Source organism: Lonsdalea quercina subsp. quercina (assembly GCF_000688695.1).
Taxonomy (GTDB): Bacteria; Pseudomonadota; Gammaproteobacteria; order Enterobacterales; family Enterobacteriaceae; genus Lonsdalea; species Lonsdalea quercina_D.
Window position 1 is genome coordinate 95,784 of sequence record NZ_JIBQ01000013.1, and the last position, 12,147, is coordinate 107,930.

Here is a 12,147-nt window from a genome sequence, read left to right on the forward strand (position 1 = left end):
AAGGACTCGGCCTGCCTCTATTGAGATAATCCGATGAATGCTTCCCGCCCCGTTTTTGGCCGCAGCTGGCTGCCTTATGCGTTGGTTTTTCCACAGTTGGCGATAACGGCGCTGTTCTTCCTCTGGCCCGCCGGGCAAGCGCTGTGGTACTCCGTGCAGGACGTCGACCCGTTCGGTCTGTCGAGCCGCTTTGCCGGGCTAAATAACTTTATCCAGCTGTTTCACGATCCTTACTACCTCGAGTCGTTCTACACCACGCTGTGGTTCAGCGGGCTGGTCACGTTTTTCGGGCTGGTGATTTCCCTGTTTCTGGCGGCGTTGGTCAACCATGTGGCGCGCGGGCGCCGGATTTACCAGACGCTGCTGATCCTGCCTTATGCCATCGCGCCGGCGGTAGCAGCGGTGCTGTGGATGTTCTTGTTCAATCCGGGTCTCGGCATCATCGCCTACTGGCTGCATCACTTCGGTTATGACTGGAACCACGCCCAGAACAGTGGTCAGGCGATGCTGTTGGTGGTGGTGGCGTCGGTTTGGAAACAGATCAGCTATAACTTCCTGTTTTTCCTGGCGGCGCTGCAGTCGGTGCCGCGATCGCTGATTGAGGCGGCTGCGATTGACGGCGCGGGTCCGGTTCGGCGTTTCTTTAATGTGGTGCTGCCGTTGATCTCACCGGTGAGCTTCTTCCTGCTGGTAGTCAATCTGGTCTATGCGTTCTTCGACACCTTCCCGGTGATTGACGCCGCAACCGCAGGCGGACCGGTGCAGGCCACGACCACGTTGATTTATAAGGTGTATCGCGAAGGCTTCGCCGGGCTGGATCTCGCCAGTTCGGCCGCGCAGTCGGTGGTGCTGATGGTATTGGTGATCGTGCTGACGGTCATCCAGTTCCGCTTCGTGGAGCGTAAGGTGAACTATCAATGATTGAGAATCGGCGCGGGCTGGATATTTTCAGCCATGTCATGCTGGCGGTGGCGCTGCTGGTGGTGCTGTTTCCGCTGTATGTCGCGGTGGTGACGGCGACGCTGGATCAGGCGCAGGCCTCGCAGGCGCCAATGACACTCATCCCCGGCAGCCATTTATGGCAGAACCTCAACGCCATCTGGCTGCACGGAGTGGGCAACAACAACAGCGCGCCGTTCGGCTGGCTGTTGATCAATAGTTTCATCATGGCGTTCGCCATTACGTTGGGGAAAATCAGCGTGTCGATGTTGTCCGCCTACGCCATGGTGTATTTCCGTTTTCCCCTTCGGCAGTTTTTTTTCTGGATGATTTTCACCACGCTGATGCTGCCGGTGGAGGTGCGTATTTTCCCGACGGTGGAAGTCATTTCTCATCTCGGCATGATGAACAGCTACACCGGGTTGACGCTGCCGCTGATGGCCTCGGCCACCGCGACTTTTCTGTTCCGGCAGTGTTTCATGACGTTGCCGAACGAACTGATGGAAGCGGCGCGTATCGACGGCGCGGGACCGATGCGCTTTTTCTTCGACATGGTGCTGCCGTTATCCAAAACCAATCTGGCGGCTCTGTTCGTCATTATTTTCATTTATGGCTGGAACCAGTATCTGTGGCCGCTGCTGATTGTGAGCGACGCGCGTCTCGGCACCGCCGTGGCGGGTATTCAAAGCATGATCGCCAGCAGCGATAGCCCGACTCGCTGGGAGCATGTGATGGCGGCGATGCTGCTTACCATGCTGCCGCCGATGTTGGTTGTGCTGCTAATGCAGCGCTGGTTTGTCCGTGGACTGGTTGATAGCGAGAAATAAGACGTTATGACATCTTTAAAATTACAGGCCGTCACTAAGTCCTACGACGGTAAAACGCAGATCATCAAGCCCATCAATCTGGACGTCGCTGATGGGGAATTCGTGGTGTTGGTCGGGCCGTCGGGCTGTGGTAAGTCGACCTTACTGCGCATGGTCGCCGGTCTGGAGCAGACCACCAGCGGCGATATCTATATCGGCGACGAACGGGTGACGGAGCGCGAGCCCAAAGATCGCGGCATTGCGATGGTGTTCCAGAACTACGCGCTCTATCCGCACATGAGTGTCTACCAGAATATGGCCTACGGGCTGAAGATTCGGGGGTTCGGCAAAGAGCAGATTCGCAAACGGGTCGAGGAAGCCGCGCGTATTCTGGAGCTCCTGCCGTTGCTGGCGCGTAAGCCGCGAGAGCTGTCCGGCGGACAGCGCCAGCGGGTGGCGATGGGACGCGCCATCGTGCGTGAACCGGCGGTGTTTCTGTTCGACGAACCGTTATCGAATCTGGATGCCCGGCTGCGTGTCCAGATGCGGCTTGAGCTGCGTCAGCTGCACCAACGGCTGAGAACGACCAGCCTGTATGTCACGCACGATCAGGTGGAGGCGATGACGCTTGCGCAACGGGTGATCGTCATGAACAAAGGCGTGGCCGAGCAGATTGGCCCGCCCGCTGAAATCTATCGCCGCCCGGCATCGCTGTTCGTCGCGAGCTTCATCGGATCGCCCGCCATGAATCTGTTCTCGGGCCGGATCGGCGACGATGGCGACCGGCTTATCTTGTCCCCCGACCTGTTTCTAACGCTTCCGGCGTCGAAACCGGCGTGGCGGGGACGGGAAGTGACGCTAGGCGTCAGGCCGGAACATATTCTTCTGGCGGAAGGCCCGGACAACGCCGTGGCGATGACGGTCGACACGGTGGAATTATTGGGTGCGGATAATCTGGCGTATGGGCAGTGGGCAGGGCAGAATGTCGTCGTGCGCTTGTCGCACGAATATTGTCCGGCCGTGGGCGCTACCCTCTGGCTGCATGTGCCGGCCTTGTCGTGGCATATATTTGATTCGCAGAGCGGATTACGGATGGAACTATGACACACTCTTGGCCTTATCCTGCTTATGTCGCCCATCGCGGCGGCGGTTCACTGGCGCCTGAAAATACGCTGGCGGCGATTGACGCCGGCGCGCGTTACGGCCATCGGATGATTGAGATTGACGCCAAACTGTCGCGCGACGGGCAGGTTTTCCTACTGCATGACGACACGCTGGATCGCACTACCAACGGTTGGGGGATTGCGGGCGAGCAGAACTGGGAGCAGCTGTCCCGGCTGGACGCGGGCAGCTGGTTTGGCCGGACATTCCGCGGCGAACATCTGCCTTCGCTGGCGGATGTGGCGCAGCGCAGCGTTCGTTACGATATTCTGGTCAATATCGAAATCAAGCCGACCACCGGTGAGGAAAAGGAAACCGGCCGGGTCGTCGCAGCAGCGGCGCGCGAACTGTGGCAACATCGCGCCGTTCCGCCGCTGTTGTCCTCGTTCTCGGTCGAAGCGCTCGAAGCGGCTCAACAGGCTGCGCCTGAACTGCCTCGCGGGCTGCTGCTGGACGCGTGGCGTGAAGACTGGCTGACGCTGACGCAACGGCTGGCGTGCGTGTCGATTCACCTTAATCATGCGCTGCTTGATGAAGCGCGCGTGGCGCAGTTGAAGCAGGCCGGACTGAGAATTCTGGTCTATACCGTCAACCAGCCGGAACGGGCGGAAGACTTATTGCGGNGGGGTGTTGACGCTATCTGCACCGACCGGATAGATTTGATCGGGGCAGCGGAGATCGCCGACTAAACCTGCCCGGCGGAGCCGGTATCCGCCATGGCATGTCGGTTAAATTTCGGCGTTTTCCATCCCTATCCGCACTTGATATGGCTCTCCGGCAGCCTCGCTTTTACCAGGAAGGTAAGGCGAATCTGCCGCTATCGGGCGGCGTATGGGGCGATGACGCGAACGTTAAGGAAGAAGGGGATGTCCGCGTTTATCGTTTCACTTTGGCACCAAATCTATTTGTCGTTACCGCTGTTCGTTCTGATTGCGTTGGGATACGGCCTCATCCGCATCGGCCATTGGCCGACGGTCGTACCTGATGCGTTAACCCGCTTCGTTTTCGCCATCGCACTACCCGCGATGCTGTTCCGTATGATGTGTGATTTCGCCGACCGGCCCGCGGTGGACGCTCGCCTGCTGATCGCTTTTTTCGGCAGTTGCCTGGTGGTTTTTGTGCTGGGCCGCGTGGTGGCCCGACGGGTGTTCAAGCTGGACGGCGTATCCGGCTCTGTCTTTGCGCTGAGCGGCATTTTCTCCAACAACGTCATGCTGGGCCTGCCTATCGCCACGATGATGTTGGGACCTGAGGCGATCCCCTCCGTGGCGCTGGTGCTGATCTTCAATGGTCTGATCCTGTGGACGCTGGTCACCGTGTCCGTCGAGTGGGCCCGCAATGGCTCGCTATCCCTTCAGGGATTCACCGCTACCGCGCGGGGCGTGCTCAAAAATCCGCTGATTATCGGGATTCTCTCCGGCACGCTGTTCGGCTTTACCGGCCTGCCGTTGCCGGAGATTGCTGAGCGTTCGGTGAATATGCTGGGCCAGAGCGCCGTTCCGCTGTCGCTGGTGGCGCTGGGGATGGGGTTGGCGGAGTATCAAATCCGCGACGGCTGGCGAATCAGCGCGGCCATCTGCTTCATCAAACTGTTGGTGCAGCCTTGGGTTGTCTGGGTGCTGGCGGTGGCGTTGGGCTTGCCGGAAATGGAGACGCGGGCCGTCGTTCTGCTGGGCTCGATGGCGGTGGGGGTGAATATCTATCTGATGTCGCGCCAGTTCAACGCACTGGGCGGACCGGTGGCCGCCAGCCTGCTGCTATCCACATTGCTGGCGGCGGTGACCACGCCGCTCATTCTGACGCTGATGGGCGTGCGGATCTAACTCCGCTTAGTTAAGGCGTAGTGGACGGCATCACGCGCTGTTGCGTTTGTTGCTGCTGTTGCCTGAGCTGTTGCTGCCGGGCGGCGCTGTTTTGCTGGATGCTTTGATTCAAGCGCTGCTGTTGCAACTTCTGGTCTTGCTGCATCTGCTGCTGTAGCCGCTTCTGGCTGCTGATGCCGTTTTCAAACTGCTGTTGCTGGGTTGAAGGCAAGGGGGCTGCATTTGCCGACATGGTCATCGGCAAGAGTAAAACGCCGAGCATGACTGTCCGAATCACGTTGTGGTACATACGTCCTCCGCGGGAAAGCCGCTTGTCGCCTAAGTTTAGTCGTTAATCGTTACGCCGTCGCCCGCAGGCTGGGGTGGTGTACCGGGATACGATATACTGCCGCCACCTTTTTGACGACAGACGTTATCTGAATGTTCCATATTGCGCTTTACGAACCGCAAATTGCGCCGAATACCGGCAATATCATCCGGCTTGCGGCGAATAACGGGTGCTCTCTGCATCTTATCGAGCCGCTGGGCTTCGACTTCGAAGAGAAGAAATTGCGTCGGGCCGGACTGGATTATCACGATCTGGCCGTAGTTCAGCGTCACGCGAATTACGACGCTTTTTTGGCGTCGGTGCCCGGCTGTCGCATTTTCGCCTGCACGACGAAAGGCAGCCAGCCTTACGATCGTCCTGCCTACCAGCCCGGAGACGTGTTGCTGTTCGGTTCGGAAACGGCCGGACTGCCGGACGCCGTGCGCAACGGCATAGCGCCGGAATATCGCATCCGCATCCCGATGGAACCGGACTGCCGGAGTCTGAACCTTTCCAACTCGGTGGCGATTATCAGTTACGAAGCCTGGCGTCAGAACGGATTCGGCGGCAGAAGTTAGCGCATCTGCCGAGCATGTCTGGCGGGATGGGGGTTGAGTAGAAAAACGACGGCGCCGCGATAAAACGGCGAGCTGGACAGTCGATGCTGCCAGCGCTCGTCCCAGCGGCCGTGCTGTACCAGCCCCAGCCGGAACGGAATCCGTAAGGTTAACAGCGCCGGAAGGTATTCTGCGTAACGGTTTACCGTGCTACGCCCCTGATAGGTCTGTACCACCAGTTCGTCCACCACCTCTTTCAGCCGATTGATTTGCGCGACCTCGCCGGTTTTGGCCCAGTCGAGCAGCCCAGTCACGCTAAGACGGTAGTCCGATGGCAGGCGCTGCCGCAGTTGCTGTAAAAAAGCGACGTAGCCGGAGAGATGATGGCTGGCGGCGTCGAAATCAATTTGAATGCCTTCGACCCGATTGCCGAGCGCGCGCCAGCGTTGGGCGATACTCAGCATCCGCGCCAGCTGTGGTTCGCCGAAGTCCAGGGTGGAAATCCGAAACGACAGCCATAAATGTTTCACGGTCAGTTTGGTGGCCGGCAGCCCCTGACGCAGGAAGACCACATCGCCCCGCCGCCGAGCGATTTCGCCCTGATGAAGATACAGCGTGTCGGCCTGATGGAGCACCGGTTGAGGCTGCACGGCCGCCCACAGCCAGAAGGCGTTATAGTGAGCGGCGTTGACGGTCGTCGCGCCCGCATTAACGCTGGCGAACAGCAGGCTGGCGACGAAAAAGCCACGCGCTACCAGTAGTATTTGAGCTGCTCGGCCCATTGGCTGCCCTTAAACTCGGTTTTGAGCTGTCTGAACCAGGCTTTGCGAGTGGCCTTGCTGATGTCTTGAGAGCCGCAGCTGTTGTAGCCGCTGGGTGAGTAACAGTAGATCGCACGATAGAGCGCGTAGCTCTTGTCTTCCGGCGGCGCCTGCGGGTTGGCGATCACCTCAATATAGCCGTCCAGCCGATTATACTCCTGGCCCTGATATTGCGTTTTGGCGTCGGTCAGACCATTCAGCATATTATTTTCGCCCCAATCGAAACCCACACTATTGCCAGTACGCAGGAAGAATTCGCCCAGACAGTTGATGGCGCGCGGGTCCTGCGGATTGTGGTTCAGACGCACCACCGTTTCCTGCAGGCTCGGGCATTGGTAGCCTTCCTCGGTATCGCTGCCGTCCCAGGAGAAGGCTGTCAGATCTTCCTCATCCCAGCTCATGTTTTCAGTGCTTTTCAGCGGTGGAATGGTTGAGAGCTTCTCGCTGTCTTTCAAATACCCTGCGTAATCTCGGTGCGTCAACTGCTTGGTCAGCAGCGTATCCAATGCGATAGCGCGCTCGGCGGGCGTCTGCTGCGGACCGGTCTGCTGGCGCAGCAGGTTGGCGTCGGCGCTGACCTTGAGAATGGCGGAACGGAAGCGCAAATTTTTGACGGGGCTGTTCGCAGCAAACACCTGCTCCGGATGACCGCTGTCGACCAGCGTCTGGGCCAGCGCCAGTTGGAGGAACTGCTGTTGAGTGTAAAGGGTGTGCATCGTCAGCAGATGACGCCAATGCGCTTCGGCATCCTGCCATCGCTGCAACTGCTCCAGCGCCAGCCCGCGCAGCACCTGACTGCTATAGGCGACCGTATCCGTCAGATCGTCGCCGGCGGCCTTGGGCAGGGTGCGGAGCGCCGCCTCGTAGTCACGTAGTTGGTAGAACTGAAAAGCGCTTTGCAGATAAAGAAACTCGGCGTGCATGCCCGCACGTTCGAATCCGGATCGCTGTTGTTCGATCTCCGCTTGTGTCAGCGCCGGTAAATTCATCCAGCCGTCTGAACTCCGCAGTCGTTTCAGGTCTTGCACCAGATCCAGCAACGGCACGCTGTCGGACGAGACGAAGTCGCTGTGCTCCAACAGCTTGTCGTCGATTTCGTTGCTGATATCGAGCAGGGCCGGGACGTTATTGACCGACGTGAGCGCCTGATGATAGAGGTTAGCCAGCGCGACGTGGTCTCCGTTCATCCAGTAGGCGCGGCGATAGAGTCCGCGGGCTGAATCGGCATAGAATCCCTGCGGATAGTGCTTTAAATAGTCGCCGATGCGTTCGACAGCGCGCTGTCCGGCCGCTTTGTCCGTTTTGCTGATATCGAACATGCCGTATTCATCCAGCGCGTGCTGGGTTGCCTGGTTGATCGCGACGCGAACCAGCATATAGCGGGCGGTTTCGGCGACCCAGGGCTGTCCGGCGGTCAGCAACTGTTGAAAGTCGCTGTCGGCCTGCTCCAACTCGCCGTTGTAAAAGGCTTGCGCGCTATTGAGGTAGTGGCGGAAATCGGCCGCATGGCCGCTGGCGAGCGTCGATTCTTTATCCAACGCGGCGCGGGNGGCGGAGTAATCCGCTGAGACCAATGCGATGCGACCCTGCGCCAGCAGGATCCTTTGCGCTTCCGTCAGGTCGGCGTCACTGCCGAGAACGTCGAAAAAATCGCCCAATGTACTAAGGCCGTTGGAGATCCCACGTCCTTCCATATCCTGTGGCGACAGGGTTTTGAGCTTTTCGATCATGGGTGCAGGCAGATGCAGTCGCTCCGCTTTGGGAAGCAATTCGGCATTTTCCACCTGTATGACCTGAGCATCCGCGATGTCAGAAGAGGGCGATGGTGTCTCGTCGGGGGTTTCCGTGGCGACCAGTCCCATCACGCGATAAGCCGTGAAGGGGTCCGTCCGCGACTGTCCCTGGTCGGGTTCTGGCTGCGGAATGGGGAGCGCAATCTTGTTGCGGCTGCTCTGCAACAACATCAGGTTGGTGCGGGTATCGTTATCCGGCAGCAGGTAGGGGAGTGCGGGCATACCGCAGTCGGCGTCGGTGAAGCCGCATACGCCGTCGCCGGAGGCGTGAGCGGAAGAAATCAGTAATGTCGTAACCAAACCAGCCAGTAGGGCCAATCCTTTCATGTCCTTTTCCTGTGGGTGAGGTATCAGGCTATTTCAGGAACGCTGCCCGGGTGACGGCTGGCGCCGAAGGCGGCGTTGCAGGCCGCTGATTAGGCGACCCTATGATATTTACACTCTACCCGACGTCGGGAAAAACTCAATGCGAAGGGGAAGAGCGGGGCGGAAGAGCAGATTGCTCTTCCGCTTTCTGCGCGGTTCGGTCAGCGGTGGTAGAGCGGTAACCAGATCGTCAGCTGCAGGCCGCCGAGAGGGCTGGCATCCGCCTTGACCCAGCCGTGATGTTGCGAGATGGCTGTTTCGACGATCGCCAGTCCGAGGCCGGTTCCGCCGGATTCGCGATCGCGTGCTTCATCGGTCCGGTAGAAGGGACGGAAAATCTGTTCCCGGTCTTCCGGGCTGACGCCGGGGCCGTCGTCGCCGACGAGAATGGTGACGCCCTGACCGTCCACGGAGAAGGAGACCTCGATATGCGTCCTGGAGTAGCGCAGCGCGTTGCGGACCACGTTCTCCAGCGCACTGTCGAGAGCTGACGGATTGCCGAACAGCAGCCATGGGCCGGGCGGTGAGAGAACATCCAGCGTTTTGCCCATCTGCTCGGCTTCAAAGCTGGCATCGTCCAGCACATCGCTCCACAGTTCGTCGGCTTTCAGCGGCTCTCGATGCAGTTCGTTTTTGTGCTGATTGCGCGATAGGACCAGCAGATCGCCGATCATGCTGTCCAGACGCTGGGTTTCGGTTTCAATGCGGGTCAGTTCGTTGCTCTCGCCCTGCCTGCGGCGCAGCAGCGCGCTGGATAGCTGCAGTCGGGTCAGCGGTGTGCGCAGTTCGTGAGAGATATCCGACAGCAAACGCTGTTGCACGGTCACCATGCGTTCCAGCGCGCTCACCATCTGGTTGAAGCTGGCGCCGGTCGCGCGAAACTCGTGCGGTCCTGACTCCAGCTCGGGATGCTGACGCAGGTTGCCTCGTGCGACTTCGTCAGCCGCGATTTTCAACTTACGGGCCGGTTTCGCCAAGCTCCAGGCGAGCCACAACAGCAGCGGGCTACTGATCAACATGGTGACGATGAGCAGCAGCAGCGGGCGGTCGAACAGCAGATTGATGAAGTCGGACTGCGGGCTGCTGGCGGGCCGGATCAGGTACAGCAGGTAGTTGTCTTCACTATCCCTGACGGAGAACGGGCCCAGCAGCTCAACGCGCCCGTATTTCTTCTTCTGAGGGAAGTCGGCGTTATCGGACTGGCCGATAAAGTTGCGGACTATCTGCATTTCCTGGCGCTGTGAGCCAATGACGCGCCCTTCGGTGGTCACCAGCAACAGGCGTTGGCCGGGCGGCGCCCATTTTTCGATGGCGTGAAACAGCCGACGCCACCAGAGCAGGTCGTTCGCCGGGTCGTTGGCCAGTTCCGCTTCAATATGTTGTTCCAGCATTAACCCCTGACGCTGCTCGCTTTCGAGCAGCGGGGTCAGTTGGCGGGAGTCCAGCTTGGGCAGCATCAGTACCAGCATCAGCACCAGAACCAGCGTCAGCCAGAATATGGCGAAAATACGGGCAGTAAGGCTGTTTATCATGCTGTGGATACCATCAGATAGCCCCGTCCGCGCAGGGTTTTAAACCACGGTAATCCGTCTTTGCGGTCGGGTAATTTACGTCGCAGATTGGAGATATGCATGTCGATGGCGCGGTCAAAAGGCGTGAGCCGTTTGCCGAGCACTTCCTGACTCAGGTGTTCACGGGAGACGACCTGTCCCAGCCGCTGAGCCAGTAGATACAGCAAGGTAAACTCGGTACCGGTCAAATCCAGCACGTTATCGTCGAAGCTGGCTTCCTGGCGGCCGGGATTCAGGCGCAGGGCGTCCACTTCCAGCGTCGGCGCCGTCGTTTCGCCCACCTGTTGCTGATCCGTCCAGTTGGAGCGACGTAGGATCGCGCGGATTCGCGCTACCAGCTCCCGGTCGTTAAACGGTTTCGGCAGATAATCATCGGCGCCCAGTTCCAGACCCAGTACGCGGTCTAGTTCGCTGCCGCGCGCGGTCAGCATAATGACGGGCGTCTGATGGCGTTGACGCAGTTCCTTCAAGGTATCAAGGCCGTTTTTCTTCGGCATCATGACATCCAACAGCAGCAGATCTATTGAATCGTCCAACGCGCCCATGGCTTGTTCTCCGTCATAGGCCACCACCACGTTGAATCCTTCCATTTCGAGCAGTTCCTTTAACAAGGACGTTAGCTCTTTATCATCGTCAACCAACAGGATTTTATTCATGAGTTACCTACCTCCTCGGGCAAAATACGCCATAGATTGCCGCTATTCCATGACTTTACGTAGTTTTACACCGTCTGACGCATGTTTGCAGCGGGGTGTTTAGACTGAACCCATCAATTTGCTGAGCGGTACAACTTACTGAGGAGTTATTGATGCGGCGCACCACCTTGTTGTCTCTCGCTTCACTGCTGTTGCTGGGTTCCAGCATCGCTACGGCAGCCGACGCCGGGGGGCTCGGGATGGAAGAATTGACGCAGAATGACTCTGCCACGAAACGCATTCCTAGTCAGCAAAGGATGTTCGATGGTGTGAAGTTGACGGAACAGCAACGCCAACAGATGCGTGATTTGATGCAGGAAGTGCGGCACGACATGCCTCCTTATTCTGCGCAGGATGTTGAAACGATGTACCAATTGGTTATAGCTGAAAAATTCGATGAGGCGGCCGTACGGGCGCAAATCAACAAAATGACGCAGGAGCAGATTGCACGTCAGGTGGAAATGGCCCGGGTGCGTAATCAGATGTACAGCCTGCTGACGCCGGAACAGAAAGAAGTGCTGCGTCATAAGCATGAGCAGCATATGGAAGTGATTCGCGAGCAGATATCGGTCGCGAATCAGCAGGAAAAGTATTTCAGCGTGCCTAAGTGAACCGTTTGGTCATGCGTAGGCGATGCAAAGTCGGAATTCCTGAGCAGTACCGTGAGTAGTAGTTGATCGATAGTGAAACGTTGTGTGAAGAAGATAGACCCTGTTTTCCTTGCCATAGACACCATCCCTGTCTATTTGCCCTCCTTGATGGAGGGCTTTTTTTTTGGCTGTATTTATATAATCTGACACTAGAATCATGGTGCCCTTAAATCATCAATACTGAGCCTGTTGGCTAGCCTCGACAAAAGTATTGTCTGTCCAACTGAGTACTATTTGAGGAGTTGGGCGGGAATTTTAGGCGTGATACTCATCTCTCTTGAGGGAAGAAGGTAATGAATTAGCATAATTACAATACATAAATACAGGCTAATTAATGTCTTGTAGTGAAATAATATACCAGATGGTTATAGCTAACTGGCTATATTGGTGAGTTTTTTCTTTGTGAACATCTATGGGCTTAGTATGTAGCTGATGATGTGTATATGGGGAGAGCCAAACTAACTACGTCAAATTCATTATTTTCTTCTTGGCTCTATTAGAGACGGTTTTTTAATTGAAAATAGCCGTCATTTAGTGGCTGCACGATAGATGAAGTGTTAATCAGAAAATATATTTTTATAAATTTATTTTGAATTTCATGGGGGCATCCCAGTCAGCTACTGGGATGGTTTATTATTTTTATGCTAATAATCACAAG

The 12,147-nt window shown here is 57.4% G+C and carries 12 protein-coding genes; 7 read left to right on the forward strand and 5 right to left on the reverse strand.

The features are described from left to right. The first annotated feature begins 33 nt into the window (after nt 1-33). From ugpA to SB13_RS13515, 5 genes are all read left to right on the forward strand, one after another. Entirely contained in the window at nt 34-921 is an 888-nt protein-coding gene (gene ugpA, locus SB13_RS13495) for a sn-glycerol-3-phosphate ABC transporter permease UgpA (RefSeq protein WP_026740863.1), read from the forward strand. Further along, nucleotides 918-1,766, forward strand: coding sequence for a sn-glycerol-3-phosphate ABC transporter permease UgpE (gene ugpE, locus SB13_RS13500; RefSeq protein ID WP_026740864.1), 849 nt, complete (start codon nt 918-920; stop codon nt 1,764-1,766). The genes ugpA and ugpE overlap by 4 nt, the downstream gene beginning before the upstream one ends. A gap of 6 nt (nt 1,767-1,772) precedes the next feature. Beyond that, a complete protein-coding gene (locus SB13_RS13505; protein WP_026740865.1) occupies nt 1,773-2,849 on the forward strand; it encodes a sn-glycerol-3-phosphate import ATP-binding protein UgpC in 1,077 nt (358 codons plus the stop codon). Then, complete coding sequence (ugpQ, locus tag SB13_RS13510) at nt 2,846-3,595, forward strand: glycerophosphodiester phosphodiesterase (protein WP_026740866.1); 750 nt, start codon at nt 2,846-2,848, stop codon at nt 3,593-3,595. The genes SB13_RS13505 and ugpQ overlap by 4 nt, the downstream gene beginning before the upstream one ends. 177 nt (nt 3,596-3,772) lie before the next feature. Further along, nucleotides 3,773-4,729, forward strand: coding sequence for an AEC family transporter (locus tag SB13_RS13515; RefSeq protein ID WP_026740867.1), 957 nt, complete (start codon nt 3,773-3,775; stop codon nt 4,727-4,729). Between the two features lie 10 nt (nt 4,730-4,739). Here SB13_RS13515 and SB13_RS17410 read toward each other — a convergent pair whose 3' ends face one another. Next, nucleotides 4,740-5,018 carry a hypothetical protein gene (locus SB13_RS17410; protein ID WP_072000256.1) on the reverse strand — a complete coding sequence of 93 codons (279 nt, stop codon included), beginning with the start codon at nt 5,016-5,018 and terminating at the stop codon, nt 4,740-4,742. Between the two features lie 131 nt (nt 5,019-5,149). Between SB13_RS17410 and SB13_RS13520 the strand changes: the two genes are divergently transcribed. Further along, on the forward strand, nt 5,150-5,614 hold the full coding sequence (locus SB13_RS13520) for a tRNA (cytidine(34)-2'-O)-methyltransferase (protein WP_026740868.1): 465 nt from the start codon (nt 5,150-5,152) through the stop codon (nt 5,612-5,614). Here the strand turns inward: SB13_RS13520 and SB13_RS13525 are convergent. The 4 genes from SB13_RS13525 to cpxR all read right to left on the reverse strand — a co-directional run bounded on the left by SB13_RS13525 (nt 5,611) and on the right by cpxR (nt 10,800). Further along, nucleotides 5,611-6,375 (reverse strand): DUF3142 domain-containing protein, encoded by a 765-nt coding sequence (locus SB13_RS13525; RefSeq protein WP_026740869.1) that lies wholly within the window; start codon nt 6,373-6,375, stop codon nt 5,611-5,613. The two genes, SB13_RS13520 and SB13_RS13525, sit on opposite strands and share 4 nt — an antisense overlap. Then, nucleotides 6,345-8,534 (reverse strand): PA5441 family protein, encoded by a 2,190-nt coding sequence (locus SB13_RS13530; protein WP_026740870.1) that lies wholly within the window; start codon nt 8,532-8,534, stop codon nt 6,345-6,347. Before SB13_RS13530 ends, SB13_RS13525 begins: the two co-directional genes overlap by 31 nt. Nucleotides 8,535-8,734: 200 nt before the next feature. Next, nucleotides 8,735-10,105: an envelope stress sensor histidine kinase CpxA gene (gene cpxA / locus SB13_RS13535; RefSeq protein ID WP_026740871.1), complete on the reverse strand. Its 1,371-nt coding sequence runs from the start codon at nt 10,103-10,105 to the stop codon at nt 8,735-8,737. Continuing rightward, on the reverse strand, nt 10,102-10,800 hold the full coding sequence (cpxR, locus tag SB13_RS13540) for an envelope stress response regulator transcription factor CpxR (RefSeq protein ID WP_026740872.1): 699 nt from the start codon (nt 10,798-10,800) through the stop codon (nt 10,102-10,104). Before cpxR ends, cpxA begins: the two co-directional genes overlap by 4 nt. Before the next feature lie 152 nt (nt 10,801-10,952). On the opposite strand from cpxR, the gene cpxP reads away from it, so the two are divergent. Continuing rightward, nucleotides 10,953-11,450, forward strand: a complete 498-nt coding sequence (gene cpxP, locus SB13_RS13545) for a cell-envelope stress modulator CpxP (protein WP_026740873.1) — start codon at nt 10,953-10,955, stop codon at nt 11,448-11,450. Nucleotides 11,451-12,147: the final 697 nt, after the last annotated feature.

Coding starts and splice junctions, on each gene's coding strand:
- SB13_RS13505 (WP_026740865.1), top strand. CDS start 1,773: ATGACATCTTTAAAATTACAGGCCGTCACTAAGTCCTACGACGGTAAA.
- SB13_RS13515 (WP_026740867.1), top strand. CDS start 3,773: ATGTCCGCGTTTATCGTTTCACTTTGGCACCAAATCTATTTGTCGTTA.
- cpxA (WP_026740871.1), bottom strand. CDS start 10,105: ATGATAAACAGCCTTACTGCCCGTATTTTCGCCATATTCTGGCTGACG.
- SB13_RS13520 (WP_026740868.1), top strand. CDS start 5,150: ATGTTCCATATTGCGCTTTACGAACCGCAAATTGCGCCGAATACCGGC.
- cpxR (WP_026740872.1), bottom strand. CDS start 10,800: ATGAATAAAATCCTGTTGGTTGACGATGATAAAGAGCTAACGTCCTTG.
- SB13_RS17410 (WP_072000256.1), bottom strand. CDS start 5,018: ATGTACCACAACGTGATTCGGACAGTCATGCTCGGCGTTTTACTCTTG.
- SB13_RS13525 (WP_026740869.1), bottom strand. CDS start 6,375: ATGGGCCGAGCAGCTCAAATACTACTGGTAGCGCGTGGCTTTTTCGTC.
- ugpE (WP_026740864.1), top strand. CDS start 918: ATGATTGAGAATCGGCGCGGGCTGGATATTTTCAGCCATGTCATGCTG.
- cpxP (WP_026740873.1), top strand. CDS start 10,953: ATGCGGCGCACCACCTTGTTGTCTCTCGCTTCACTGCTGTTGCTGGGT.
- ugpA (WP_026740863.1), top strand. CDS start 34: ATGAATGCTTCCCGCCCCGTTTTTGGCCGCAGCTGGCTGCCTTATGCG.